We start from the raw sequence: 26,052 nt of genomic DNA, 5'->3' as shown, positions 1-26,052 counted from the left end.
CGGGTCGATCCCGGACGTCGGGGACGGTAGGGCCGGAGCGTTATCCGGCCGTGACATGCCGTCAACACAGGATTACAGGGCCCTCACACCGGCCGGTCGCCGGGTGTGCGCTCCTGACCTTCCGGCATGCAATAACATTGTTGTGTTATGTTTCGGGTCCACGCCGAGAGGAGAACGACGATGACCGTGGAACTGGTGCATCCCGAGCGGGTCAACCGGGTCGACGTCCACCACCAGGTCGCCACCGCGCAGGGGTCGCGCACGGTGTACCTGGCCGGGCAGGTGTCCTGGGACACCGAGGGCACGCTCGTGGGGCCGGGCGACGTCGCCGCGCAGGCCGAGCAGTGCTACCTCAACGTCGCCGCCGCGCTCGACGCGGTCGGGGCGACGGCGGCCGACCTGGCCAAGGTCACCGTGTACGTCGTGGGCCTCGACGAGGCGAAGGCCGGGCAGTTCGTCGTCGGGCGCGAGCGGGCGGCCGCGAGGCTGGGCGTCGAGTTCCAGCAGCCGAGCACCTGGATCGGGGTCACCTCGCTGGCCGCACCCGGCTACCTCGTCGAGGTCGACGCCGTGGCCGTCCTGCCCTGAGGTGAAACGACGATCTGCGGGTCCCGGGCCATGGCGGGTCGGCGTGTGCGTCCTTATAATCCTCGCCGTGCCGCAGTTCCGGACATCGGAGGATGCCCCGGGCGGGGACGTCACCGTCGACGTCCACCCCGGACCGCCGGGACGGCGCGCACACCGACGCACCGTTCGACCTCCCGGAGGACCCTCGTGAAGATCCGTTCCACTGTCCGCGTCGCCGGAGCCGCGGTCGCCGCGACCGCGCTGGCCGTGCTGGCCGGCTGCGGCGGGGGCGAGTCCGGTGGCGGCGCCGCCCCGGAGAGCGCCCAGGCCCAGGGCGGGACCCTCACCGTGTTCGCGGCCGCGTCGCTGACCGGCACCTTCGAGGAGCTGGAGAAGCAGTTCGAGGCCGCCAACCCCGGGACCGACGTCACGTTCAACTTCGCCGGCTCCTCGACCCTGGCCCAGCAGATCAACCAGGGCGCCCCGGCGGACGTGTTCGCCTCGGCCGACCAGAACAACATGAAGAAGGTGACCGACGCCGGCAACCAGCAGGCCGAGCCCACCGTCTTCGCGACGAACACGCTGCAGATCGCGGTCGCCCCGCAGAACCCGAAGGCCGTCGCGTCGCTGCAGGACCTCACGAAGCCCGACCTGCGGACCGTGGTCTGCGCGCCGCAGGTGCCGTGCGGCTCGGCGACCGAGAAGGTCGAGCAGGCGGCGGCCGTCGACATCACGCCGGTGTCGGAGGAGCAGGACGTCAAGGCCGTCCTCCAGAAGGTCACCACCGGCAACGCCGACGCCGGGCTGGTCTACAAGACCGACGTGACGGCGTCGAAGGGGCAGGCCCAGGGCGTCGACTTCCCGCAGGCCGCGGACGCGGTGAACGACTACCCGATCACCGTCCTGAAGAACACGCAGAACGCGGAGCTGGCGCAGAAGTGGGTCGACTTCGTGAACGGTGAGCAGGGCAGGCAGGTCCTCACCACCGCCGGGTTCGGCGCGCCGTGACACGCGGCTGACACCCACGCACGACGGACGCGGGGCGGGCACCGGAGCACCGGTGCCCGCCCCGCGCCGTCTCAGGCGGCCATGTGGAACAGCTCGAGCTGGATGCCGTCCGGATCGCGGAACACGATCACGGAGTAGGGCACCGGCTCGATCGCGTCGACGACCCCGCTGTGGACGACCCCGCACTCGTCCAGCCAGGCGGCCCATGCCTCCAGGTCCTCCCGGGACGCCACCCCGAACGCGATGTGGTCGAGCCCGGTGTGGCTCTCGTGGTAGGTCTCGCCCGGGTTGGCCTCGTGATGATGCAGACCGACGGCGAAGCCGGCCGGGTTCATCAGCAGGACCGCGTAGCCACCCTTCTCGTCCCCGTGGTGCGGGAACGGCGCCGGGACCCGCTCCATGCCCAGCACCGTCGCGTACCAGGCGACGCTGGCGTCGATGTCGGACACCGTGGGGCTGAAGTGGTGGATGGCGGTCAGCGTGGGAGCGGGCATCGTGGTCACCCTTCGTCGCCGGATCGGTCCGCCACGATCGACGCCGCCCCGGTGGGGCCGCATCGCCAGGATCGCGTATCGGTCGGGTCGCTCACGATCCCTCCGGCGTCGTGGGTTCCGCTGCCACGAAGTCCCGGCGGGTCAGCCGCCTGCGGAACACCCAGAACGTCCAGGCCTGGTAGCAGAGCACGACCGGCGTGACCACCGCCGCCACCCACGTCATGATCGTGAGCGTGTACGGCGTGGAGGACGCGTTGTCCACCGTCAGCGAGAACGCCGGGTCGGTCGTGGAGGGCAGGACGTCCGGGTACAGCGACCCGAACAGCGTCACCGCGACCGCGACGATCGCCGTCGTCGTCGCGGTGAACGCCCAGCCCTCCCGGCCCCGCGCCACCAGCACCGTCGCCCCCACCAGCCCGCCTGCCGCGACGGCGACCGGCGCGAGGACCCAGAGCGGGGCGCCGTCGACCAGGGTCCAGACGCCGAACACCCCACCGGCGGTGACGGCCAGCACGCCCGCCGTCACCGCGACGGCGGCGGACCGCTCCCGGACCGGGCCGTCCGTCTTCAGCGCCAGGAACACCCCGCCGTGCAGCGCGAACACCAGCACCGTGGTGATCCCGCCGAGCAGGGCGTACGGGTTGAGGAGGGTGACCAGGGTGCCGGTGAACTCGTGGTCGGCGTCGAGCGGGACCCCGCGTACGACGTTCGCCAGCGCCACCCCGACCAGCAGTGCCGCGGCCAGCGATGACCCGGTCAGGATCCGGTCGAGCACCGGCGCCCAGCGCGGTTCCTTCCCCCGGTACTCCAGCGCGATCCCCCGCAGGATCAGCGCCACCAGCAGCAGCAGGAACGCCAGGTAGAAGCCGGAGAACAGGCTCGCGTACCACTCCGGGAACGCCGCGAACATCGCACCGCCGGCGACCAGCAGCCAGACCTCGTTGCCGTCCCAGACCGGCCCGATGGTGCCGAGCGCGACCTTCCGGTCGTACTCGTCACGGGTCACCGCGGGCAGCAGCATCCCGACGCCGAAGTCGAAGCCCTCCAGGCACAGGTACCCCGTCCACAGGACGGCGATCAGTACGAACCACACGTCGACGAGCTCCACGACCGCGTCCTCCTCAGTAGGTCAGGGCCGGCGGCTCGGCCGGGTCGGGTTCGGGGGCGGGACCTGCCGGGGCGCCGTCGCCCACCGGGGTGCCGGCCGCCGGTGGCCCGGCCCTCACCGCCCGCACGAGCAGCACCACCTCGACCACCGCGAGGACGCCGTAGAGCAGGGTGAGCACGACCAGCGACGTCAGCACGGTCGCCCAGCCGACCGAGGGGGAGACGCCGTCGGCGGTGCGCAGCACGCCGAACACCACCCACGGCTGCCTGCCGGTCTCGGTGAAGATCCAGCCCGCGGAGTTCGCGGCGAACGGGGTGACCAGTCCGGCGAGTGCCGCGACGCCGAACCAGCGGGGCACCCGGCGGGCGCGACGGCGGGTGAGCCACAGCCCGACGAGCGCGACCAGACCGGCGAGCAGGCCGAAGCCGATCATGAACCGGAACGTCCAGTACGTCATCGGGATGTCGGGCGTGTAGAGCCCCGGACCGAAGGTCGCCACCGCCTGCGCCTGGAGCTGGCGGATGCCCTCGACCTGGCCGTCCCAGGTGCCGGTCGCCAGGAACGACAGCAGCCGTGGCACGCGCAGGCTCCAGAGCTCCTGCGTCCCGTCCGGGGTGCCGATCGTGAACAGCGAGAACGACGCCGGTGCGACGGTGTCCCACAGCGCCTCGGCCGCGGCCATCTTCATCGGCTGCTGCTCGGTCATCAGCCGGGCCTGCAGGTCGCCGGTCACCACGACGCCCAGGCCCGCCACCAGCACGGTCCAGAGCCCGACCCGGGCCGAGGGCCGGAACACCTCGGGATGGCGGTCCTTCGCGAGGTTCCAGGCGCTGATGGCGACGAGGAACATCCCGGCCGTGACGAGGCAGGCGGTGATGGTGTGGGAGAACGCGGCGACCGCGGTCGAGTTGGTGAGCAGCGCGCCGAAGTCGTTCAGCTCGGCGCGGCCGGACTCCGGGTTCACCGTGAAGCCGACCGGGTGCTGCATCCAGGAGTTCGCGGCGAGGATGAAGTACGCCGACAGCACGGTGCCGATCGCGGCCAGCCAGATGCAGGCCAGGTGGACCCGCCGGGGCAGCCGGTCCCATCCGAAGATCCACAGGCCGAGGAACGTGGACTCCAGGAAGAACGCGAGCAGCGCCTCGATCGCGAGCGGCGCGCCGAACACGTCACCGACGAACCGGCTGTAGTCGCTCCAGTTCATCCCGAACTGGAACTCCTGGACGATGCCGGTGACCACACCCATCGCGAAGTTGATCAGGAAGAGCTTCCCCCAGAACTTCGTCATGCGCAGCCAGCGTTCGTCGCCGGTGGCGACCCAGACCGTCTGCATGCTCGCGACCAGCAGCGACAGGCCGATCGTCAGCGGGACGAACAGGAAGTGGTAGACGGTGACGATCGCGAACTGCCACCGCGCGAGATCCAGGTTCATCGCGTCCTCGACGCCCCCTCCGGACGGCCGGCGGGACCGGTCCGCCGGCCCCGCTCCGTCGATCGTGGTTCGTGGCGGGGCATCGCGAACCGGGCGGACGGCCGGTCCCGGCCGGGACCTCCGTCCCGGGGTGACCGGCCCCGGGTCCGCCCCCACGCGGGCCCGGGACCGGAGGTCAGGCGGGTTCGACGACCTGTTCCGGCCGCCGCCGCGGCGTGGCGGGGACGGGGACGCCGTGCCCGAGCCGCAGCACGACCTGGGGCGGGCGGGTCCCGCCGAGCAGCCTGCGGACCCGCTCGCGCACGTCGGGGACCTCGACCAGCTGGGACAGGAACGACGCGGACAGGCCCTCCGCGGTCGCCGTCAGCAGCACCCGCTGCAGCGCCTCCCCGGCCCGCAGCTCCTCGCGCGGGCCGTCGGTGTGCACGCTCAGCACGGCGATCAGCGGATCGGACTCGAAGGCCGCGGGCGCCGGGCGGGGATGACGGTCACCGGCGAAGTCCCGCGTCACCCACGGCTGGTTCGGCGGCGGGCAGGGCCCGCCGGCGCGGGCGGGGACACCGTCGTCGCGGTCGCTCCCGAGCCCGGTCCAGGACGCGAGCTCGGCGGTGAACGCGGCGTCCCCGCACTGCCTGCGGTGCGCCTCCCGGGCGAGCCTGCCCAGCTCGGCGAGGTCGTCGGGATCGGTGACGAGGTCCAGCCAGGCCCCCTCGTCGAACGCGGCCCGGCGCAGTGCCGCCCGGACCGGCCGGGGCACCGGGGTGTCCCGGAACGGCCGCCGGTTGGTGTGCCGGCGCGGTACCGCCTCGAGCATCCGGCGCTGGTCCTGCGTGACCGTCGTCGGCGGTACGGCCCCGCCGTGCCGGACGACGGCGACCAGCTCGGGATCGTGCGGTTCGGGGAACCGGCTGACCAGCGGCCGGACCCCGGCGGCGGTGAGCGCCAGCCGGAGGGTGAACAGCGCCGCGCCGCAGCCGACCCGCAGCTCGCGGTCGGCCGGGTCGGCGACCGGGACCCGGCGAGTGGGATCGGCGCGCAGGTCGATCCGGTCCGGGCGCAGCCGGAACAGCCACGGCTGGCTGTTGTGCAACGACGGCGCCCGCGTGGCGAGCCCCAGTACCGCGTGGACGGCCCCGTCGTCGAGCCCGAGCGTGCGGGTGACCGTCCCGCGGTGGCAGGTGGTGTCCATTCCGGTCCCTCCCCCACGTCGGCAGCGGCTGCGTCGCCAGGCCGCCCGGTCGCCGTCGATGGTGTCCCAGGCCGCCCCCGGTGGTCAGGTCCGAAGGTCCCGCGATACCCGGGCCACCCGGACCGCTTGTGCGCGTGCGGGCCCGGTGCCAGGTTCGGTACCGGCGGGAGGAGTCCGGATGGACGAGAACGCGAGCGGTCCCGGCGAGCTGGCCCGGTTGCTGTCCGGGCTCCGCCTGGACCAGCTGATCGGCGAGGTGCAGGACCGGCTGGGCGAGATCGCGGGCACCCGCAGGCGGATGCAGCGGCTGCTCGACGCGGTGCTCGGCGTCGCCGCCGGGCTGGAGCTCGACGCGACGCTGGAACGGATCGTCCAGTCGGCCGTCGACCTGGTGGACGCCCGCTACGGAGCGCTCGGCGTGCTCGCGCCGGACGGCTCGATCGCGCGGTTCATCGACGTCGGGCTGGACGACGCGACACGGGCGGCGCTCGGGCGCCCGCCCGAGGGCAAGGGCCTGCTCGGGCAGCTGATCGAGGATCCCCGCCCGCTGCGCCTCGACGATCTCTCCGCACACCCGGCGTCGTCCGGCTTCCCGCCGAACCATCCGCCGATGGCCAGCTTCCTCGGCGTCCCGATCCGGGTGCGGGAGGCCGTCTACGGCAACATCTACCTGACCGAGAAGATCGGGCCGGGCGGGGCGGCCGCCGGGTTCACCGCCGACGACGAGCTGATCCTGCAGGCGCTGGCCGCCGCGGCCGGGATCGCGGTGCAGAACGCCGACCTGTTCGAGCAGGGGCTGCTGCGCCAGCAGTGGCTGGAGGCTTCCGCCGAGATCCGCGGCGAGGTGCTGGCCGGTACCGACGAGCCGGACACGCTCGCGCTCGTCGCCCGCCGGTGCCTCGAGCTGAGCCGGGCCGACAGCACGCTGATCGCGCTGGGCCCCGGCGACGACGACGGCGGGTTCCGTGAGGGCGCCACGGCGGGCCGGGCCTGGCCGTCGGGCGGCCTCGGCGGGACCCTGCTGCGCGACGTCGTCGAGGGACTGCAGCCGATGCTCGCCGACAGTCCCCGCGCGTTCCTCGACTCGCCCGCCGACGGCGGCTCCGCGGGGCCCACCGTCGCCGTCCCGATGCGTGCCGTCGAGCGGGTGATCGGGGTGCTGATCGCCCAGCGCCGGTCGGGGGACCCACCGTTCCGCCCGTCCGAGGTGCCACTGCTGGTGTCGTTCGCCGACCAGGCCGCGCTGGCCCTGGAGCTGGGGGAGAAGAACCGCGCCCAGCAGCAGCTCGCGGTCGGGCTGAAACTGCAGGGGACGCTGCGCCGCACCGCCGACGGCCCGGCCCGGGAGCGGGTCGAGCAGGCCGTCGACGAGCTGGACCGCACCGTCCGCGAGATCCGGACGACGATCTTCGACCTGCAGACGGCCGAGCACGGTCCCGGCGGGCTGCGCCGCAGGCTGCTCGACACCGTCGCGGAGGCGACCGCCGAGTCGGGGCTGACGACCTCGGTGCACACCGACGGCCCGGTCGACACGCTCGTCCCGGCGACCGTGGCGACGCACCTGCTCGCGGTGGTGCGGGAAGCGGCGACGAACACCGTCCGGCACGCCGCCGCCCACACCCTGACGGTCACGGTGCGGGCCGGCCGCGAGCTCGGCGCCGAGATCGTCGACGACGGTCGGGGGATCGGCGGCACCGGGCGGCGCAGCGGGCTCCGGAACCTGGCGGAGCGGGCGGTGGAGCTGGACGGGACGTTCGTCGCGGACACGCCGGACACGGGCGGGACCCGTCTGGTGTGGACGGTCCCGCTGCCGTGAGCCTCAGCGCTGCCCGCGGCGCCGTTCGACGGCGTACACGGCGGCCTCGGTGCGCCGGGCGTAGCCGAGCTTGTGCAGGATCGAGGAGACGTAGTTCTTGACGGTCTTCTCCGCCAGGTGCAGCTCCCCGCCGATCTGCCGGTTGGTCAGCCCGTCCGCGATCAGCTCGAGGATCCGCTGCTCCTGCGGGCTCAGCGACTCGTAGCGGGGGTCGGACTGCGTGGCGGTGTCGCCGCGGCGCAGCCGCTCCAGCACCGCGGCCGTCGCCTTCGGGTCGAGCAGCGAGCCGCCCGCGGCGACCGTGCGGACCGCGCCGACGAGATCGACCCCGGCCACCTGCTTGAGCAGGTAGCCCGACGCACCGGCCATGATCGCGCCGAACAGGGCCTCGTCGTCGGCGTACGAGGTCAGCATCAGGCAGGCCGGGGGCGGGGTGACCGCCGACCGGACGTCGCGGCAGACGCTGACGCCGTCGCCGTCGGGGAGCCGGACGTCGAGGATCGCGACGTCCGGCCGCAGCGCGGGCAGCCGCACCGTGGCCTGGGAGGCGGTGGCGGCCTCCCCGACGACCTCGATGTCGTCCTCGAGCTCGAGCAGCTGGGCCAGTCCGCGGCGCACGATCTCGTGGTCGTCGAGCAGGAACACCGAGATCGTCACGATCGCCTCCGCACGCCGTCGTCCCCGTCGGGCCCGAGACTATCCGCCGGCCGCCGGGACGGGTGCCGTCCGGACGGCCCGGCCGGGCGGGCCGAAGGTCCGTGTCCGGCCTCACCCCGCTGCCTGGCCGCGCTCAGGGGTGACCGTGCACCAGCACGTCGGAGAGGCGGCGGCGTGGGGTGGCCGGGAGCTCCCGGTCGTCCGGGGCGCGCCCGATCCTGATCAGCAGCTGGGCGTGGTCGGGGGTGCGCAGCACCCGCGACGCCAGCGCCGCCCGGGTCGCCCTGGTCTCCAGGATCCGGGTCAGCGGGCAGGTCGCGAGGCCCGCCCGGGTGGCGGCCAGCAGCAGCGCGCCGCCGGCCTCCCCGGCCGCGAGCCGGGCCTCGTCGTCGTCCGCGGGGGTGCTGAGCACGAGGATCGTGGCCCGGTCGTGGGCGAGCGGGTCCACCGGCAACGACCCGGGCGGGAAGCGGACGGCGAGATCGTCCCCGGCCGTCCGGAGTGTGCCCGCCGGGACCGACGAGGCCCGCACGCCGTCGCGGGAGCCGGCGTAGCGGTGCGTCCAGACCAGCAGCTCCGCGGCCTGACCGGGCCGACGGCGGGCGTCGCGGGCGGCCTCCCGCTCCAGCTCCGCGAGCTGTTCGCGGGCCGCCGTCCCCGTCACGGCGTGCAGGGCGACGCCGTAGCGGGCGGCGCGGAGGCCGAGCGCGGCGCGGGTGTGCGGGGCGAGCTCACCGTCGGTGAAGGGCCGGCGGTCGCTGCGCCGGACCGCGATGGCGGGCGCGAGGACGCGGTCGGCGCGCGCGGCCAGGTCCGGTGGTCCGCCGGTGAGACGGACCGTGGCCAGATGGTGGCGGTCGTCGGTGGGGAAGCGCAGCGTCTCGTGCCCGACGTCCGCCGCGGCCAGGGCGACGTGCAGGTGGGAGAGCGCGCTGCCGCAGCTGACCAGCAGGTCGCGGCCGTCGGGATCGGTGAAGGGCAGCCGCCGGTCCGGGTCGCCGTACAGCTCGATGCGGTCGGCGCCGATCCGCCAGCGCCACGGCTGGCTGTTGTGCACCGAGGGTGCCATGAGCGCGGTGGCGACCGCCTGCCGGACGACACCCGGGCGGGGTGGGGTCGGCCCCGGGACCCCGGGCCTGGTCACGACGCGCCCACCGGGGTGCCCGTCCCGGCGAGCTCGCCGGCGATCGCCGACGCCCACGGCCCCCAGCCGGCCGCCTCCGGCCCCTGCACGGGTCCCCGCAGTTCCACCCCTGCCGGGGGCACCGGGTGCGGGTGCCGACCGGGACCGGTGCGCGGGTTGGCATCGAACATCCAGAGTGGACGGTCGCGCAGCAGGTCGTCGTCGTGGTGCAGGAAGCGGTGGGCGGCCAGGCGCGCCCACGGCCGGTCCCAGGCCCCGCCGAGGACGACGGCGCACACCCCGTCGAGCGGGGGGAGGTCGCCCGCGGCGGCGATCAGCGGGCTGTGGCCGTGCACGACCAGCGCACGCCCGATCTCGGCGGCCGCGCGCAGGGTGCGGTGGTCGGCAGAGGCGAGCGCGACGAGGACGGTGCCGGCCGGCGGGTGCGGGGAGTTCATGGGTCTCCTCCTCCGGTGGAGGGCCCAGTCTGCTCCGATCCGCCGCGGACGGGGAGGGCCGACGGTCACCGGATTTCCGGGACGCAGTACCCCGTGCGGATCAGGTGTGCGGGGCGCCGTACCACCGCCACCGCGACGGCGGTGGGACCCCGTTCAGTGGTGCCCGGCCGGTCCGGTGCAGCAGTGTCGCCGCCGGGTCGTCGCCCGGGTCGGTGTCCGGCCAGAGGCGGGCGAGCACACCGCGGCACAGCGGGGCCGGCATGGTCCAGCCGACGCCCAGCCCGCGGGTGATGTCGTGGGTGTGCACCAGCACCTCGACCACGCCCATCGCGGCGAAACCGCAGGCGTCGCCGTCGCCGTAGGGGTGCCAGCCGCGGACGCCGGGCGGCGCCGTGCGGACCACCGACGCGAGCATCGCCCCGCCGGTCTCCACCACCAGGAGCAGGCCGTCGACCGACGCCGCGGCGGGGACCGTGAGCTCGAACGGCGGGTAGTCACCCGTCGGCGCGACGGCGACCTGCGCGGCGTAGCCGAACAGGTCGTCGGCGACGTGCACGGCGGTGTCCCGGCACGACCACTCGAGCGGCCCGGCCGGGGCCGACCAGTCGGCGTCGTCGGTCCCGCGCAGCGCCTCCGTCATGACCACGACCGCCTGCTCGACGTCCTCCGCTCGCATGACGTGCAGTCTCCCGGCCGGTCCCCGGCGGTGCACCGGGATTAGTCTTCCGCGGTGGCCCACGAGGACGAACGCATCGCCCTGCTGCTCGACTACGAGAACCTCGCGATCGGCGCCCGGGACGGGCTCGGTGTCGTCCCCTTCGACTTCGGCCCGGTCGCCGACGCACTCGCCGAACGGGGCCGGGTGGTGGTGCGCCGCGCCTACGCGGACTGGTCGGCGTTCGACGAGGACCGCCGCCTGATGGCCCGCGCCCAGGTCGAGCTCATCGAGATCCCGCAGCGGATCGGTGGCTCGCGGAAGAACGCGGCCGACATCAAGCTCGCCGTCGACGCGATCGAGCTCGCCTACGAGCGCGAGTTCGTGACGACGTTCGCGATCGCCACCGGCGACTCCGACTTCACCCCGCTGATGCACAAGCTCCGCGAGCTGGACAAGCGGGTGATCGGGATCGGGGTGCAGTCCTCGACGTCGGCACTGCTGCCGCCGGCCTGCGACGAGTTCCTGTTCTACGACCGGTTGCCCGGCCTGGAACCGAGCCGTGAGCCCGCTCCGCAGCGCCGCAGGCGGGGCACGGCGCGCCCGCCCGCCGCGGCGGCGGCCGCCGAGCCCGTGGCCGCCGCGGCCCCGGCGCCGGCCGGGGCCCCGGCCGCACCCGAGCGGGACCAGAACCCGTTCGGTCTCACGTTCTCCGACGCCACCGAGGAGACCGCGACGACCGGGGCCGAGGAACGCGACGTCGACGGCCTGGTGGTCAGCACCCTGGCCGGCCTGGCCCGGCACGCCGACGGCCCGGTCCTCGCGTCCCGGCTGAAGCGGGCGATCCTCCGCAAGGACCCCACCTTCGACGAGGCCGACCACGGGTTCCGCGGGTTCGGCGAGCTGCTGCGCCACCTGGAGACGCAGGGCGCGCTGTCGCTGGCCGCCGGGTCGGCGCAGGGCGACCCCGAGGTCACGGTGCCCGACGACCCCGACGCCGACCAGGACGCGTTCGCGCTGCTCGTCGGCGTCGTGCGGGACCTGAGCGCGGCCGGCGGACCGCCGCAGCTGTCCGGGCTGAAGGACCAGCTCCGCAAGCGGGTGCCCGACTTCTCGGAGAAGCGGTTCGGCTTCGGCAGCTTCCTGTCGTTCGCGAAGGCCGCCAGGGCCCGGGACCTGATCCAGATGGAGTGGCGCGACGACGTCGGCGACTACGTGATCAGCCCCGCCCCCTGACATGGTCCGGCCCCGCCCCGGACGTTCTGCGGGGCGGGGCCGACGGGGCCGGGGTCAGCGGCCGGTGGCCTTGCGGGTGCCGCTCTGGAAGAGCTTGCCGGCACGGGAGGTGACGGCGCCGGTCACGCCGAACGCGGTCGCCACCGCGCCGGCGGCGACCCGGCTGCCGAACCGGATCGGGTTCAGCGGCCGGTAGAGGCGGAGGGCGAACTCGTCGAGGCGGACGGCGGCGCGCTCACCGTCGTCGTGCAGCTTGCGCGCCAGCCGGGCACCGGTGTCGTCGAGGTCGTCCTCGACGCGCTCACCGACCCGGGCGGCCCGGTCCGCGCTGCGCACCGCGGTGTCCGCGCCCTCGCCGGCGACGGACCGCAGCGTCGCCGCGGAACGCTCCGCCGAGGCGGTGGCCTCCCCGGCGACCTGACGTCCGGTGCGGGAGGCGGTGCCCGCCAGACGCTCGCCGGTGGCCTTCGCCGCGTCGGCGGCGTCCCGGCCGGCGTTCTCCGGCTTCTTGCCGTTGTCGGAGACCTTGCGCGCCTCCGCTGCGACCTGCTCGGCGCCGGTCTTCGCCGTGTCACCGGCCTTCGCCGCGGCGCTGCGCGTCTCGCCGGCGACCTTCCGGGCGGTGGTGGCGGTGTCGGAACCGATCTCGTCCGCCGCGCGGCCTGCGGTGTCGGCGGCCTTGGCCGCCGTGTCCGCGGCCGCGGTCCCGGTCGCGGAGGCGGTCGCCCTGGCCGCGGTGCCGGTGGTGGCGTCCGAGCAGGCTTCCACCGAGCGGCGCTCGCGGACCGAGCCGTCGGTGCCGTACACGACGAGGTTGCCGCCGCCGTCCTTCGCGATGATCTCCACCGCCCTGGTGATCGCCTCGGCCTGGGTGCCGGCCTTGGCGCTCGGGCGCTGGGCGTTCTGCTTCTCGACGGTCCAGCCGTCGTCGACCGGCTTCACGTGGCGGTCGGCCATGGCGGGTTCTCTCCTCTGGGAAGACTGCGGAACGGCGCCGGAGCGCCCGTGTCGGTCGGGGGGGTCCCCGTCGCACGACGGGTAAACGCTGGTCAGCGCTTCGTGGTGAGGGTCTCCCGGCGGCCGGCGGCCGGCGGCGACGAGGCCGAACAGCACGCCGAGCACGACCGGGGTCAGCACCAGCGCTCCGCCGTGCAGCACGAACGCCTGCGTGAGCGCCGCGCCGATCATGAGCAGGACCAGGCCGACCGCGGCGGGGCCGGCGTACCGCCTGGTCATCAGGCCGATCCCGCCGGCGAGCTCCAGCACCCCGACGAGGTAGCGGAGCCACTGGCCGATCCCGATGTCGGTGAAGATCTGCACCGCGGAGGCCTCGCCGACGAGCTTGGGTGCGGCGGAGGCGACCACGATGAACAGGCCCAGCAGGATCTGCAGCACCCACAGCGTCCGGTGCAGCGCGGGGGAGACGGACGGGCGGGTGGCCGACGGCGCGGACATGACGTACCTCCGGGGGCGGGCCACGGCCGGTCCGTGGCACTCACCCGATCAGACCGGGACGAGCAACGGAACTCATCGCGGAGCCCGGGGGGGATGCCCCCGTTACGCCGTGTGTGGGATCTGCGAGGGTCGTGGGACGACGCACCGGACACGGAGGTCCCTCGGGTGGAGCTGGTCACGGCGGTACTGCACAGCGCGTGGCTGATCCCCGCCCTGGTCCTGATGATCGCGGTGGACGGGCCGATGCCGGTGCTGCCGAGCGAGACCGTCCTGATGACGGCGACGGCGACGGCGGGCGTGTCCGGTGACGTGCCGATGGTGGTGGGCCTCGTCCTCGCCGCGGTCGTCGGCTCGATGACGGGTGACCTCGCCGTGCACGCGCTCGGCCGTGGCTCGCACCGGTTGCTCCCGCGCTCCGCCGACACCGACGACCGTCCGGCGGTGCGCTGGGTCCGGGAGAACCTCGCCCGGCGTCCGGTGACGGTGCTCGCGGCAGCCCGGTTCCTGCCCGGCGGGCGCCTGGCCGGCTGTGCCGCGGCCGGACGGCTGGGGCTGGGTCTGCGCCCGTTCCTGGCCGGGTCGGCCGTGAGCTCGGTGCTGTGGGCGTCGTACATGCTCGCGATCGGGCTCGCGCTCGGTCCGGTGACCGGCGGCAACCCGCTGCTGTGCGTGCTGGCGGGCGGGGTGCTGGCCGTGGTGACGGCGTCGCTGTTCTGGGTGGCGAGCCGGGTGCGGACGCTGCGGCGGCGGGCTCACGGGTCCGCACGGCCGGTCCCGGCGCTCGCGGGCCGCTGACCCGGCGCCGCCCCACGAGTTACACCACCGGGCACCGGGCCCGCGAGCGGACTCGCGGTACCCGATGTCCCGATGGTGCCCGGCACCGACAGGGGCTCCCGGTTCTGCAGGTGCCGGTCGCACGGTTCAACGCACGAGAGCGCCCCGGGTTGTGGTGCGGGTGGCGGTCGTTCCGGGTTCGACCGCGAGCGGCATCGCGTCCGCGACGGACGGGGCCGTGACGACGACCGGAGGCCGATGTGGACCGTTTCGGTGCGATCGCCGGTCGTCGGGTGGCGACGGGCGGGGGTGATCCGGTTCATACTCGCTGGATGCGCGAGTCACGATGGCGGGCCGAGGTCGGCACGGCGAACGCGGCCTGGCTGGCCACCGCGTGCCGGACGGCCCTGCTCGCCCGCGAGTACCGGCCGGTCGACGCCGGGGACGGGGTCGTCGAGTTCGGCCGCCGCGCCCTGGGCGCCATCCGCGAGCTCGGTGAGGAGGAGGACGGCTACGTCACCGACGACGCGGACGGTCTCCGGATCTGGATCGGTGACGACGCGTTCGACCTGGAGCTCGTGGAATGAGTCCGGGCCCGGCCGCGGTGTGCGGCCGGGCCCGGACTCATTCGGATCCGTGTGGCGGGCGCTCAGCCGATCTGGCGGTCCGTCGGGTCGATCGGCCGCGGGAGCACGGTGCGGCCGGTCAGGTAGGTGTCCACCCCGGCGGCCGCGGAACGGCCCTCGGAGATCGCCCACACGATGAGCGACTGCCCGCGGCCGATGTCGCCGGCGACGAACACGCCGTCCGCGGACGACATGTAGGTCTCGTCGCGGGCGACGTTGCCGCGCCCGTCGAGCTCGACCTCCAGGTCGGTCAGGAGCCGGCCCTTCTCCGGGCCGACGAAGCCCATCGCCAGCAGCACCAGCTGCGCGGGGAGCTCCTGCTCGGTGCCCTCGACCGGCTCGAAGCCGTTGTCGCCGCGCTTGACCTCGACGATCCGGATGCCGGCGAGCCTGCCGTCGGCGTCCTTCACGAACTCGGTCGTGTTGACCGAGAACAGCCGCTCGCCGCCCTCCTCGTGGGCCGAGGACACCCGGTAGACCATCGGGTAGGTCGGCCAGGGCATGCCCGCGGTGCGGTCCTCCGGCGGCGTCGGCATGATCTCCAGCTGGGTCACCGAGCGCGCACCCTGGCGGTGCGAGGTGCCCAGGCAGTCGGCGCCGGTGTCACCGCCACCGATGATCACGACGTCCTTGCCCTCGGCGGAGATCGGGGGCGCGTCCATGTCGCCCTGCTGCACGTGGTTGGCCCACGGCAGGAACTCCATCGCCTGGTAGACGCCCTCGGCGTCACGGCCGTCGGCGGGGATGTCGCGCCACGCCGTCGCGCCGCCCGCGAGGACGACCGCGTCGAAGTCGGCCCGCAGCTGCTCGACGGTCACGTCGGTGCCGACGTCGACCGAGGCCCGGAAGTGGGTGCCCTCGGCGACCATCTGCTCCAGCCGCCTGTCGAGCCGCGACTTCTCCATCTTGAACTCGGGGATGCCGTAGCGCAGCAGCCCGCCGATGCGGTCCGCCCGCTCGAACACGACGACGTCGTGCCCGGCACGGGTGAGCTGCTGGGCGGCGGCCAGCCCGGCCGGCCCGGACCCGACGACGGCGACCTTCTTGCCGGTCTTCGCCGCGGGCACCTGCGGGGTCACCCAGCCCTCGTCCCACGCGCGGTCGATGATCTCGATCTCGACCTGCTTGATGGTGACGGCGTCGTCGTTGATCGCGAGCACGCACGCCGCCTCGCAGGGCGCGGGGCACAGCGTCCCGGTGAACTCCGGGAAGTTGTTGGTGGCGTGCAGCCGCTCGGTCGCCTCCCGCCAGTCCTTGCGGTAGACGAGGTCGTTCCACTCGGGGATGAGGTTCCCCAGCGGACAGCCCTGGTGACAGAACGGGATGCCGCAGTTCATGCAGCGCCCGGCCTGCTTCTCCAGGCTCTGGCGGGGGAAGTCCTCGTAGACCTCGCGCCAGTCCATCAGGCGCAGGTCCACCGGTCGCCGGGTCGGGGTCTCCCGGCGGGTCGTCATGAAGCCCTTCGGGTCACCCATGAGCAGCCTCCATGATTGCCTGGTTCACGTCGCGCCCCTCGCGCTCGGCGTTCTCCGTCGCGAGCAGCACGCGCTTGTAGTCCTTGGGCATGACCTTGCCGAACCGCTCCACCGCGGCGTCCCAGTCGGTGAGCAGGGCGTGCGCCACCGCGGAGCCGGTCTCGGCGTGGTGCCGCTCGACGCGGTCCCGCAGGATGGCGCGGTCGTCCTCACCGAGCGGGTCGAGGTCCACCATCTCCGGGTTGACCCGGTTCTTGTCCACGTCCAGCACGTAGGCCACGCCGCCGGACATGCCGGCCGCGAAGTTGCGCCCGGTCCGGCCGAGCACGACCACCTGACCGCCCGTCATGTACTCGCAGCCGTGGTCGCCCACGCCCTCGACGACGGCGACCGCGCCGGAGTTCCGCACGCAGAACCGCTCGCCGACGACGCCCCGGATGAACATCTCGCCCGAGGTGGCGCCGTAGCCGATGACGTTGCCGGCAATGACGTTCTCCTCGGCGGGGAACGGCGCCGACGGGTCCGGCCGCAGGGTCAGGCGTCCGCCCGACAGGCCCTTGCCGAAGTAGTCGTTCGTGTCACCGACCAGCCGCAGGGTGATCCCCTTGGGCACGAAGGCACCGAAGCTCTGGCCGGCCGCGCCGGTGAGCGTGATGTCGATCGTGCCGTCCGGCAGGCCCTTGCCGCCGTGCGCCCGGGTCAGCTCGGACCCGAGCATGGTGCCGACGGTGCGGTTCACGTTGCGCACCGGCAGGTCCAGCGTGACCTGGTCGCCGTTGCGCAACGCGCCCTCGGCCAGCTGGATCATGGTGTTGTCCAGCGCCTTGTCCAGGCCGTGGTCCTGCTCGCGGGTCCGCTTGCGCGGCACGTCGTCGCCGTGGTCACCGACCTCGAAGATCGGGGACAGGTCGAGCTGCTTCGACTTCCAGTGCTGCGCGGCGGTGTCGACGTCGAGCACGTCGGCCCGGCCGATCGCCTCGTCGATGGAGCGGAAGCCCAGCTCGGCCAGGTACTCCCGCACCTCCTCGGCGACGAACCGCATGAAGTTGACGACGTACTCGGCCTTGCCGTCGAACTTCTTGCGCAGCTCCGGGTTCTGGGTCGCGACGCCGACCGGACAGGTGTCCAGGTGACAGACGCGCATCATGATGCAGCCCGACACGACGAGCGGGGCGGTCGCGAAACCGAACTCCTCGGCGCCGAGCAGCGCCGCGATGACGACGTCGCGGCCGGTCTTGAGCTGGCCGTCGGCCTGCACCGTGATCCGGTCACGCAGGTTGTTGGCCATCAGCGTCTGCTGGGTCTCGGCCAGGCCGAGCTCCCAGGGGCCGCCCGCGTGCTTGATCGAGGACAGCGGCGAGGCGCCGGTGCCGCCGTCGTGGCCCGAGATGAGCACGACGTCGGAGTGCGCCTTGGACACGCCGGCCGCCACGGTCCCGACGCCGACCTGGGACACCAGCTTCACGTGGATGCGGGCCCGCGGGTTGGCGTTCTTCAGGTCGTGGATGAGCTGCTTGATGTCCTCGATCGAGTAGATGTCGTGGTGCGGTGGCGGCGAGATGAGGCCGACACCCGGTGTCGAGTACCGGGTGGTCGCGATCCACGGGTAGACCTTGCCGCCCGGCAGCTGACCGCCCTCGCCGGGCTTGGCGCCCTGCGCGATCTTGATCTGGATGTCGTCGGCGTTGACCAGGTACTCGGACGTGACGCCGAACCGGCCGGACGCCGCCTGCTTGACGGCGCTGCGGCGGGAGTCGCCGTTCGGGTCCGGGGTGAAGCGGTCCGGGTCCTCCCCGCCCTCACCGGTGTTCGAGCGCCCGCCGATGCGGTTCATGGCGATCGCCAGGGTCTCGTGCATCTCCTGCGAGATGGAGCCGTAGGAGATCGCGCCGGTGGCGAACCGGGTCATGATCGACTCGATGGACTCGACCTCGTCGATCGGCACCGGGGCCCGCAGCCCCTCCTTGAAGCCGAACAGGCCGCGCAGCGTCATCAGCCGCTTCGCCTGCTCGTCGACGGCCTTCGTGTACTCCTTGAAGACGTCGTACTGGCCGGATCGGGTCGAGTGCTGCAGCTTGAAGACGGTCTGCGGGTTGAACAGGTGCAGCTCGCCCTCGCGGCGCCACTGGTACTCGCCGCCGACCGCCAGGGCCCGGTGCGACGCGCGGACGTCGTCGGACGGGTAGGCGCGCCGGTGGTGGGCCAGCACCTCCTCGGCGAGGACGTCGAAGCCGACGCCGCCGAGGCGGGAGGTGGTGCCGGTGAAGCAGGCGTCGACGACGTCCTGCCCCAGGCCGACGGCCTCGAAGATCTGCGCGCCGGTGTAGGACGCGACGGTCGAGACACCCATCTTCGACATGGTCTTGCGGACGCCCTTGCCGAGCGCCTTGACCAGGTTCTTCGCCGCGGTCCGGCCGTCGACGCCGGGGATGTCGCCCCGCTCGGCGAGGTCCTCGACCGTGGCCATCGCCAGGTACGGGTTCACCGCGGAGGCGCCGTAGCCCAGCAGCAGCGCGACGTGGTGGACCTCGCGGGCGTCCGCGGACTCGACGACCAGGCCCACCCGGGTGCGCGAGCGCTCCCGGACGAGGTGGTGGTGGACCGCGCCGGTCAGCAGCAGGGACGGGATCTGCGCGTGCTCGGCGTCGACCCCGCGCTGGGACAGCACGATCAGGCGGGCGCCGCCCTCGATCGCGCGGGACACCTCCTGCTTGATCTCGGCGAGCCGGGACAGCAGGCCCTTGCCGCCGTCCTTCGCGAGGAAGGTCCCCTGCACGACGTGCGAGGCGAAGCCGGGGAACTCCCGGTCGTCGTTGATATGGACGATCTTCGCGAGGTCGTCGTTGGTGAGCACCGGGAACGGCACGACGACGGTCCGGCAGTGCGCCGGGGTCGCGTCGAGCAGGTTCTGCTCGGGCCCGAGCTGGCTGAACAGCGAGGTGACGAGCTCCTCGCGGATCGCGTCCAGCGGCGGGTTCGTGACCTGCGCGAAGAGCTGGATGAAGTAGTCGTAGAGCTGGCGCGGGCGCTCGGAGATCGCGGCGAGCGGCGCGTCGTTGCCCATGGAGCCGATCGGCTCGGCGCCGCCGACGGCCATCGGGCGGAGGACGACGTTGAGCTCCTCCTCGGTGTACCCGGACGCCTGCTGGCGCAGTGTGAGCGCCTGGTGGGTCGGGGGCTCCCGGTGCCGGTCGGGGAGCTCCTCGAGGCGGATGAGGCCGGCGTGCAGCCACTCCTCGTAGGGGTGCTCGGCCGCCAGCTCGCCCTTGACCTCGTCGTCGTCGACGATCTTGCCGCGCTCGGTGTCGATGAGGAACATCCGGCCCGGCTCGAGACGGCCCTTGCGGACCACCTTGTCCGGCTCGACGTCGAGCACGCCGACCTCGGAGGCCAGCACGACGAGCCCGTCCTCGGTGACCCAGTACCGGGCGGGCCGCAGGCCGTTGCGGTCGAGGACCGCACCGATCTGGGTGCCGTCGGTGAAGGCGACCAGGGCCGGTCCGTCCCAGGGCTCCATCAGCGTGGAGTGGTACTCGTAGAACGCCCGGCGGGCGGCGCCCATCTCGGTGTTGTGCTCCCAGGCCTCCGGGATCATCATCAGCACCGCATGCGGCAGGCTGCGCCCGGACAGGTGGAGCAGCTCGAGGACCTCGTCGAAGGTGGCCGAGTCCGACGCGTCCGGGGTGACGATCGGGGTCAGCCGGTACAGGTCGCCCGGCAGGTTCGCGGACTCCAGCAGCGCCTCGCGGGCCGCCATCCAGTTCCGGTTCCCGCGCAGGGTGTTGATCTCACCGTTGTGCGCGACGTAGCGGAACGGGTGGGCCAGCGGCCACGCCGGGAACGTGTTCGTCGAGAACCGCGAGTGCACGACGGCCAGGGCCGAGGTGACGCGCTCGTCGGTCAGGTCCGGGTAGAACGCGGCGACCTGCGGCTCGGCGAGCATGCCCTTGTAGATGACGGTGCGCGGCGACAGCGACGCGAAGTAGGTGTCGTGCCCGTGCTCGACCCGCTTGCGCAGGCAGAACGCGCGACGCTCCAGCTCGATGCCGCTCGGCGCGCCCGCGGGGTCGTCGCCGGTCAGCTCGGCGCCGCCGACGAACAGCTGCCGGAAGATCGGCATCGCGGCGAGCGCCGTCGGGCCGAGGTCGGCCGCGTCCGGGTCGGTGGGCAGCTCGCGCCAGCCCAGCACCGTCAGGTTCTCCTCGGCGGCCAGCCCGTCGATCGCCCGGACCGCCGCCTCGGCGGCCTCCGGGTCCTGCGGGAGCATCGCGATGCCGGTGGCGTACGCACCGGCCGCGGGCAGCTCGAAGTCGGTGACCTCGCGGTAGAACTCGTCGGGTACCTGGATCAGGATCCCCGCACCGTCACCGGTGTTGTGCTCGGACCCGCGCGCTCCACGGTGCTCCAGTCGCAGCAGGGCCTCGATGGCCTTCTGCACGATGGAGTGGTCGCGCTTGCCGGTGACGTCGGCCAACATGGCCACACCGCAGGCGTCGTGCTCGTGATCGGCGGCGTACAGACCACCGGGCGAGGGGCGACGCATCTGGTCACTGATCGCGGCCAACTGCTCCTCCTGTCGTCTCGGTGCACCTCTGCCACCCGCATCGGACGACCCGGGACCAGGCAGCTCGCTGCGGTCCGAAAGGGTTCTCAGAATACAGCGCTGCTCTGGTACGGGGCGTGCGAAGTGGGCCGTTCAGGTGCACCGTGCCGCCGGGCGGGTGACCGACGGACGTTGTCCTCCGGGCACGACGAGCGGCCGGGCGCTGGTTGTCAGTACCCGGCCAAAACCCTGCGGCACGGTTCGACCGCACACCCCGGCGAGTGCGGTCTGGCGAGAGCACAGAGTCGCATGCCGCCGCCCGGACGCGCTACTGATGATCGGGCCCCGGGCCCGTGATGTGGATCGCTGGCCATCCGACCAGGGCGACGTTGCCGTCCTGTGTCCGGACGGTGAGCGACGCGTGACCATCCGACGGGAGGGGTCTCGTGCCGAGGGTATCGCTGCGCGTGCCCGATCCGTTACCGCAACGGTGCGGCGGATCCGGCCCCGCCGGGGGAGAGTGGCCGCGATGGACCTACCCGCGCCCGGCCGAGCCATGTCGGCGTCACCTGATCGGACGACGATCGCGGCGGTGCTCGCCGACGTCGCCCGGATCGGCCCGTGGTTCGCCGTCGGCCTGCTGCCGGCCGGCGCCGCGGTCCCGTCGCCCGGCCGGTCCGCCCGCGCGGGTGCCGGCGGGACCGGGCCGCGCCGCTGGGACGAGCTCCACGCGCCGCCCGGTGCCGGGGCCGACCCGCTGTCGGCGCGGATCGACCAGGTGGCCGCCGCCCTGCGCACCGACCGGCGGGTCGCGGCGTCGATCGCGGTGCAGGGGATGGCGGCCCGGCTGGTGTCGATGCCGTTCGCCGCCGTCGCGCTGCACGGGGTGCTGCCGTCGCTGGGCGACCTGCACCGCGACCCCGGTGCCGACGACCCGTGGGCACCCGCCCTGCCCGCGGAGCCGGTCGCCGTCGTGACCCCGGACGCCCGCACCGACCCGCACGGCGCCGCCGGTCTGCTGGCCCGGGAGCTCGCCGGCACCCACCTCGAACCGCTCTACGCGGCCGTCGGTGCCCGGGTGTCGGTGTCGGAGCGGGTCCTGCGCGGCAACGTCGTCTCCGCGATCGCCGGGGCGGCCCGGGTGATGGACACCGCGCGGCCGGAGGACCGGCCCGCGTTCCTCGCGCTGCTCGACGCCCTGGTCGGGCACCCCGGGCTGGCCGGTCCGCTGCCGGACGGGGCCACCGGGCGCCTGTCCCGGCCCGCCGGCGACGCCGGGTGGACCTTCCACCGTCGCTCCTGCTGCCTCTACGTCCGGGTGCCCGGCGGTGGCACCTGCGGCGACTGCGTCCTCGCCGGACGGGGCTGACGGGGCCCGGGGCGCCGTCCGGCCGTGCGGGGAGCTCGCGTGCGGGGAGCTCCCCGGCGGGGAGGTCTCAGGCGGGGAGATCGATGCCGGCGACCGTGACCCGGACCCGCGCCGCGAGGCCGGTGACCGCGGCGACCTCCTCGGCCACCTCGCGCTGCACCCGCGCCGCGAGGTCCGCGCACGGCGTCCCCAGCCGGACGCCGACGGTCACCCGGATCTCGGCCTCCCGGCCGAGGACGGTCGCGACGACGCCCTGGGTGCGCAGCTCGTCGGGCACCGGGTAGCGGGGCAGCCAGGTCGCGGCCAGCCCGAGCAGGGTCTGGGTCACGTCGCCCAGCAGTGTCGCCACGTCCGGGACCGCGCGGGCCCGGCGCGCGGCGACCCGGGCGACCGCCAGGTCCGAGACGTGGACGCGGACGGTGCTCACCGGCGTGCCACCTCCGGCTCCTCCCACACGTCCTCCACATGGATGTCGACGCCGGCGATCGGCACGCCGAGCGTCCGTTCTCCGGCCGAGATGATCATTTGTCGGACCCGCGCGGTGACCGAGGCGAGGTCGACACCGAACCGCGCGGACACCGTCATCCGGACCCAGACCGGCTCGGCCGGGCCGGGGCCGCGGGCCTGCTCGATCCGGCAGCGCCGGGCCCGCAGGCCGCCCATCGAGTCGACGACGTGCCGCAGCGCGGCCTCCGCGGCCGGGCGTCCCAGCCAGGCGTCCGGCCCGATCTCCAGCAGCTCGTGCGGACGCAGGTCCGCCACGACCGCGCCCATCACCTGCTCCAGGACCGACGGCGGCGGCCGCAGCGGCTCGGCCGCCATCCGGGCGACGAGCCCGCCGAGCCGGTCGTGGTCGGCCCGCGCCGCGACGCAGTGCGGGCAGGACACCTCGTGCTCGTCGAGGGTGCCGCCCTCGTCGGGCTCCCAGACGTCGGCGGCGTCGCGCCCGCAGGCCAGCGGCTCCACCTGCTCTACCGCCATGCCCGCATCCTCTCCGCCAGGGCCGTCCGTGCCCGGTGGATCCTCCCGCGTACCGCCGTCTCGGAGACACCGGTGATGTGGGAGATGTCGGCGTACCCGAGCCCCTCCAGCTCGCGCAGCACCCAGCAGGTGCGCTGCTCGCCGGGCAGCTCGGCCACGGCCCGGGACAGCGCGGCCATCTCGGCGTCGACCTCGGCGGCCCGCTCCGGGGAGCCGGATCCGGTGACCAGGACGGAGGACCCGGCGCCGTCCTCCGCGGGCAGCGGCTCGGTCCGCCGGTTCCGGCGCATGAGCGCGGTGCAGCGGTGCGTGACGATGCGGTACATCCAGGTCGAGAACGCGGCCTCGCCGCGGAAGGTGCCGATCCGGCGCCACGCGTCGATCAGCGCCTCCTGCAGCGCGTCCTCGGCGTCCGCCCGCTGGCCGAGCACCCGCACCGCGACCCGGAACAGGGCGTCCTGGTGCCGGCGGGCCAGCTCCTCGAAGGCGTGCACGTCACCGTCCTGCGCCCGTGCGACGAGGGTCGGCTCGTCGAGCGCGGCGCGCGGCGTCGCCGCACCCTGCGCCTCGGGCGGTGCGGCACCGTCCACCGGTGCGCCCCCGACCTGCGTCGCGGTCGGCGACCCGTCCTGGGTCGTCCGGTGGGTGACCTGCACGTCCGTCCGTCCCGATCGGTGTGGGCGATGGTCCCGCGTCCGAGATGTCCGTCTCTCCCGCGGTTGAGACGTGATCGACGGGGTACCCGGCGCGTGTCAGCGACGGTAGCGACCGGCTCGTGCGGTCGCGCGTCGGACACGCAGAGGAAGCGGGTGAGCCCCATGGGTCTCGGAGACAAGATCGACAACAAGACCGAGGAGCTGGGCGGGAAGGCCAAGGAGGCCGTGGGCCGTGCGGCCGACGACCAGGACCTCGAGGCCGAGGGCAAGAAGGACCAGGTCACCGGGAACCTCAAGCAGGCCGGCGAGAAGCTGAAGGACACCTTCAAGAGCTCGAAGGACTGATCCACCCCCTCCGACGACGGCGGCGCCCACGACCGGGCGCCGCCGTCGTCGTGTGCGGGGCCGGGGACCGCCGGCGGGGCTAGGGTGCCCGCGTGGACGAGCACACGGGCCCCGGGCCGCAGGACGTGGCGACGGCCGTGCTGGCGCACCCGTCGGTGCTGCGGCTCGACGGCGGGCCGTTCGGCTCCATCGCCTCCTACCTCCCCGGCCACCGGGTGTGGGGCGTCCGCCTCGGCGACCCCGTGGAGATCGCCGTCGTCGGCCTCGGCGTCCCGTTCGCCGAGATCGCCGACGGGATCGCGGCCCGCGTCCGTGCCGTCCTCGGCGACGACACCGTGGACGTGGAGGTCACGGTGGCCGACGTGGGCGGGGTCGATCCCGTCCCGTCGCGCTGAGGCACGCCCGGCCCGACACGCCGTGACGAGCCTCGCCTAGACTCGCGCGGGCCCCCGCCGTAGCCGGGCACGTCCGACGTGCCCGCGCCCGGCCGGGAGGGACGCCCGGGTCAGCCCGGGATCGTCCACCGACACCCGGAGGGCGGGGGAGAGACACCGACCGGGGCCGCGCGCGGCGCGGCCCGTTGCACCAGCCCGTACCGGCAAGGAGTTCCACCGTGAAGAGCACCGTCGAGCACCTCAGCCCGACGCGCGTCCGGATCAACGTCGAGGTGCCGTTCGACGAGCTCAAGCCCGACTTCGACCGCGCGTACAAGAAGATCGCCCAGCAGGTCCGGATCCCGGGCTTCCGCCCGGGCAAGGCCCCGGCCCGCATCCTCGAGACGCGGATCGGCCGGGCCCCGGTGCTCGACGAGGTCGTGAACAACGCGATCCCGACGAAGTACCAGGAGGCCGTCGTCTCGGCCGAGGACGTCACCCCGATCGGCCGTCCGGACATCGAGGTCACCGAGATCGCCGACGGCGAGCGCATCGCGTTCACCGCCGAGGTCGACGTCCGCCCCGAGATCGCGCTGCCGGACCTCGACGGCCTGGCCGTCGAGGTCGACGAGACCGAGGTCGACGAGGAGCAGGTCACCGAGCAGCTGGACCAGCTGCGCGCCCGCTTCGGCACCCTGGCCGGTGTCGAGCGTCCCGCGACCTCGGGCGACTACGTCCAGATCGACCTCTCCGCCGCCGTCGACGGCAAGGAGATCGAGGAGGCCACCACCACCGGGTTCTCCTACGAGATCGGTCAGGGCGGCCTCATCGAGGGCATCGACGAGGCCCTCGAGGGCATGTCGGCCGACGAGGAGAAGACCTTCACCTCGAAGCTGGTCGCCGGCGAGCACGCCGACGCCGACGCCGAGATCACGGTCAAGGTGACCACCGTCAAGGAGCGTCACCTCCCCGACGCCGACGACGAGTTCGCCCAGCTCGCCTCCGAGTTCGACACGCTCGACGAGCTGACCGAGAACCTGCGCGAGCGCCTCGGCCAGTCGAAGCGGATGGAGCAGGCCGCCCAGGCCCGCGACCGCCTGCTCGACAAGCTGGTCGAGGGCACCGAGGTCCCGCTGCCGGAGAGCGTCGTCCAGGCCGAGGTCGACAACCGCCTGCACGACGCGGTGCACGCCTTCGACCACGACGAGGAGCGCTTCGCGGAGTTCCTGTCCTCCCAGGACAAGACCCGGGAGCAGTTCGACGCCGAGTCGCGCGAGGAGGCCGAGAAGGCCGTCCGCTACCGCCTCGTGCTCGACGCGCTGGCGGACTCCGAGGAGGTCTCGGTCAACGACCAGGAGATCACCGAGCGAATCCTCTACCAGGCCCAGCAGTACGGCATGGCGCCCGAGCAGTTCGTCCAGCAGATCCAGCAGGCCGGCCAGATCGGCGCGATCTACCAGGACGTCCGCCGCTCCAAGGCGCTGATCACCGCCGTGCGTGCCGCCTCGGTGACGCTGCCGAACGGTGAGGCGGTCGACCTGTCCGACCTCCTGGGCGACGACGAGGCCGCCGACGAGGCCGCCGAGGGGACCGTCGAGGGGACCGTGGTCAAGGGCTCGGAGGACACCACCTCCGAGGCCGCCGACGCGGCGGACGAGGCCTCCGGCGAGAAGGCGGACGCCAAGGCCTGACCTGGCCGTCCACCCGTCCG

24 protein-coding genes are annotated in these 26,052 nt (G+C 73.8%); 10 read left to right on the top strand and 14 right to left on the bottom strand.

The features are described 5' to 3' along the window. Positions 1 to 180: 180 nt before the first annotated feature. Both Ae150APs1_RS08265 and modA read left to right on the top strand, forming a co-directional pair. Positions 181 to 588: a RidA family protein gene (locus Ae150APs1_RS08265; protein WP_060575201.1), complete on the top strand. Its 408-nt coding sequence runs from the start codon at positions 181 to 183 to the stop codon at positions 586 to 588. A gap of 186 nt (positions 589 to 774) precedes the next feature. After that, the gene (gene modA / locus Ae150APs1_RS08260) at positions 775 to 1,575 is read left to right on the top strand and encodes a molybdate ABC transporter substrate-binding protein (RefSeq protein ID WP_083679998.1); all 801 of its coding nucleotides are present in this window, start codon (positions 775 to 777) and stop codon (positions 1,573 to 1,575) included. 71 nt (positions 1,576 to 1,646) lie between these two features. Here modA and Ae150APs1_RS08255 read toward each other — a convergent pair whose 3' ends face one another. The 4 genes from Ae150APs1_RS08255 to Ae150APs1_RS08240 all read right to left on the bottom strand — a co-directional run bounded on the left by Ae150APs1_RS08255 (position 1,647) and on the right by Ae150APs1_RS08240 (position 5,798). Further along, on the bottom strand, positions 1,647 to 2,069 hold the full coding sequence (locus Ae150APs1_RS08255; RefSeq protein WP_075301845.1) for a VOC family protein: 423 nt from the start codon (positions 2,067 to 2,069) through the stop codon (positions 1,647 to 1,649). Between the two features lie 91 nt (positions 2,070 to 2,160). Next, positions 2,161 to 3,177, bottom strand: coding sequence for a cytochrome d ubiquinol oxidase subunit II (gene cydB, locus Ae150APs1_RS08250; RefSeq protein WP_075296758.1), 1,017 nt, complete (start codon positions 3,175 to 3,177; stop codon positions 2,161 to 2,163). 13 nt (positions 3,178 to 3,190) lie between these two features. Then, positions 3,191 to 4,609 (bottom strand): cytochrome ubiquinol oxidase subunit I, encoded by a 1,419-nt coding sequence (locus Ae150APs1_RS08245; RefSeq protein WP_060575203.1) that lies wholly within the window; start codon positions 4,607 to 4,609, stop codon positions 3,191 to 3,193. 175 nt (positions 4,610 to 4,784) lie between these two features. Next, positions 4,785 to 5,798, bottom strand: coding sequence for a nitroreductase (locus Ae150APs1_RS08240; RefSeq protein WP_010240107.1), 1,014 nt, complete (start codon positions 5,796 to 5,798; stop codon positions 4,785 to 4,787). A gap of 178 nt (positions 5,799 to 5,976) precedes the next feature. On the opposite strand from Ae150APs1_RS08240, the gene Ae150APs1_RS08235 reads away from it, so the two are divergent. Continuing rightward, positions 5,977 to 7,614, top strand: a complete 1,638-nt coding sequence (locus Ae150APs1_RS08235; protein ID WP_075296756.1) for a GAF domain-containing protein — start codon at positions 5,977 to 5,979, stop codon at positions 7,612 to 7,614. Between the two features lie 3 nt (positions 7,615 to 7,617). Here Ae150APs1_RS08235 and Ae150APs1_RS08230 read toward each other — a convergent pair whose 3' ends face one another. From Ae150APs1_RS08230 to Ae150APs1_RS08215, 4 genes are all read right to left on the bottom strand, one after another. Continuing rightward, positions 7,618 to 8,271: a response regulator transcription factor gene (locus Ae150APs1_RS08230; RefSeq protein ID WP_010240103.1), complete on the bottom strand. Its 654-nt coding sequence runs from the start codon at positions 8,269 to 8,271 to the stop codon at positions 7,618 to 7,620. Between the two features lie 133 nt (positions 8,272 to 8,404). Further along, positions 8,405 to 9,415, bottom strand: coding sequence for a nitroreductase family protein (locus Ae150APs1_RS08225; RefSeq protein ID WP_083679997.1), 1,011 nt, complete (start codon positions 9,413 to 9,415; stop codon positions 8,405 to 8,407). Then, the gene (locus tag Ae150APs1_RS08220) at positions 9,412 to 9,852 is read right to left on the bottom strand and encodes a hypothetical protein (protein WP_060575205.1); all 441 of its coding nucleotides are present in this window, start codon (positions 9,850 to 9,852) and stop codon (positions 9,412 to 9,414) included. The genes Ae150APs1_RS08225 and Ae150APs1_RS08220 overlap by 4 nt, the downstream gene beginning before the upstream one ends. Positions 9,853 to 9,952: 100 nt before the next feature. Beyond that, positions 9,953 to 10,528, bottom strand: coding sequence for a maleylpyruvate isomerase N-terminal domain-containing protein (locus Ae150APs1_RS08215; RefSeq protein ID WP_075296754.1), 576 nt, complete (start codon positions 10,526 to 10,528; stop codon positions 9,953 to 9,955). Between the two features lie 54 nt (positions 10,529 to 10,582). On the opposite strand from Ae150APs1_RS08215, the gene Ae150APs1_RS08210 reads away from it, so the two are divergent. Beyond that, a complete protein-coding gene (locus tag Ae150APs1_RS08210; protein WP_075296753.1) occupies positions 10,583 to 11,743 on the top strand; it encodes a PIN domain-containing protein in 1,161 nt (386 codons plus the stop codon). A gap of 54 nt (positions 11,744 to 11,797) precedes the next feature. Here Ae150APs1_RS08210 and Ae150APs1_RS08205 read toward each other — a convergent pair whose 3' ends face one another. Beyond that, on the bottom strand, positions 11,798 to 13,198 hold the full coding sequence (locus Ae150APs1_RS08205) for a DUF2188 domain-containing protein (RefSeq protein ID WP_075296752.1): 1,401 nt from the start codon (positions 13,196 to 13,198) through the stop codon (positions 11,798 to 11,800). Between the two features lie 165 nt (positions 13,199 to 13,363). Between Ae150APs1_RS08205 and Ae150APs1_RS08200 the strand changes: the two genes are divergently transcribed. Both Ae150APs1_RS08200 and Ae150APs1_RS08195 read left to right on the top strand, forming a co-directional pair. Beyond that, entirely contained in the window at positions 13,364 to 13,993 is a 630-nt protein-coding gene (locus tag Ae150APs1_RS08200) for a VTT domain-containing protein (RefSeq protein ID WP_010230407.1), read from the top strand. 311 nt (positions 13,994 to 14,304) lie between these two features. Continuing rightward, complete coding sequence (locus Ae150APs1_RS08195) at positions 14,305 to 14,559, top strand: hypothetical protein (protein ID WP_010230410.1); 255 nt, start codon at positions 14,305 to 14,307, stop codon at positions 14,557 to 14,559. 62 nt (positions 14,560 to 14,621) lie between these two features. Here Ae150APs1_RS08195 and Ae150APs1_RS08190 read toward each other — a convergent pair whose 3' ends face one another. Then, on the bottom strand, positions 14,622 to 16,073 hold the full coding sequence (locus tag Ae150APs1_RS08190) for a glutamate synthase subunit beta (RefSeq protein WP_010230413.1): 1,452 nt from the start codon (positions 16,071 to 16,073) through the stop codon (positions 14,622 to 14,624). Next, on the bottom strand, positions 16,066 to 20,616 hold the full coding sequence (gene gltB, locus Ae150APs1_RS08185; RefSeq protein ID WP_075301843.1) for a glutamate synthase large subunit: 4,551 nt from the start codon (positions 20,614 to 20,616) through the stop codon (positions 16,066 to 16,068). Before gltB ends, Ae150APs1_RS08190 begins: the two co-directional genes overlap by 8 nt. 529 nt (positions 20,617 to 21,145) lie before the next feature. Between gltB and Ae150APs1_RS08180 the strand changes: the two genes are divergently transcribed. Next, positions 21,146 to 21,985 (top strand): (2Fe-2S)-binding protein, encoded by an 840-nt coding sequence (locus tag Ae150APs1_RS08180; RefSeq protein WP_212567176.1) that lies wholly within the window; start codon positions 21,146 to 21,148, stop codon positions 21,983 to 21,985. A 67-nt stretch (positions 21,986 to 22,052) separates the two neighbouring features. Here Ae150APs1_RS08180 and Ae150APs1_RS08175 read toward each other — a convergent pair whose 3' ends face one another. The 3 genes from Ae150APs1_RS08175 to Ae150APs1_RS08165 are packed head-to-tail and all read right to left on the bottom strand — an operon-like array spanning position 22,053 to position 23,622. Next, on the bottom strand, positions 22,053 to 22,412 hold the full coding sequence (locus Ae150APs1_RS08175; RefSeq protein ID WP_075296751.1) for an Asp23/Gls24 family envelope stress response protein: 360 nt from the start codon (positions 22,410 to 22,412) through the stop codon (positions 22,053 to 22,055). Then, positions 22,409 to 22,966 (bottom strand): Asp23/Gls24 family envelope stress response protein, encoded by a 558-nt coding sequence (locus Ae150APs1_RS08170; protein ID WP_075296750.1) that lies wholly within the window; start codon positions 22,964 to 22,966, stop codon positions 22,409 to 22,411. The genes Ae150APs1_RS08175 and Ae150APs1_RS08170 overlap by 4 nt, the downstream gene beginning before the upstream one ends. Further along, entirely contained in the window at positions 22,957 to 23,622 is a 666-nt protein-coding gene (locus Ae150APs1_RS08165) for an RNA polymerase sigma factor (protein ID WP_083679995.1), read from the bottom strand. The genes Ae150APs1_RS08170 and Ae150APs1_RS08165 overlap by 10 nt, the downstream gene beginning before the upstream one ends. A gap of 162 nt (positions 23,623 to 23,784) precedes the next feature. Here Ae150APs1_RS08165 and Ae150APs1_RS08160 point away from each other — a divergent pair, with 162 nt between their 5' ends. The 3 genes from Ae150APs1_RS08160 to tig all read left to right on the top strand — a co-directional run bounded on the left by Ae150APs1_RS08160 (position 23,785) and on the right by tig (position 26,032). Then, a complete protein-coding gene (locus tag Ae150APs1_RS08160) occupies positions 23,785 to 23,967 on the top strand; it encodes a CsbD family protein (protein ID WP_010232510.1) in 183 nt (60 codons plus the stop codon). 92 nt (positions 23,968 to 24,059) lie between these two features. Continuing rightward, positions 24,060 to 24,362, top strand: coding sequence for a hypothetical protein (locus Ae150APs1_RS08155; protein WP_075296749.1), 303 nt, complete (start codon positions 24,060 to 24,062; stop codon positions 24,360 to 24,362). A 218-nt stretch (positions 24,363 to 24,580) separates the two neighbouring features. Next, positions 24,581 to 26,032 (top strand): trigger factor, encoded by a 1,452-nt coding sequence (tig, locus tag Ae150APs1_RS08150; RefSeq protein WP_075296748.1) that lies wholly within the window; start codon positions 24,581 to 24,583, stop codon positions 26,030 to 26,032. Positions 26,033 to 26,052 lie beyond the last annotated feature (20 nt).

Origin of the sequence: Pseudonocardia sp. Ae150A_Ps1 (assembly GCF_001932315.1) — a bacterium.
GTDB lineage: Bacteria > Actinomycetota > Actinomycetes > Mycobacteriales > Pseudonocardiaceae > Pseudonocardia.
This window is presented reverse-complemented; position numbering and strand designations above follow the sequence as displayed.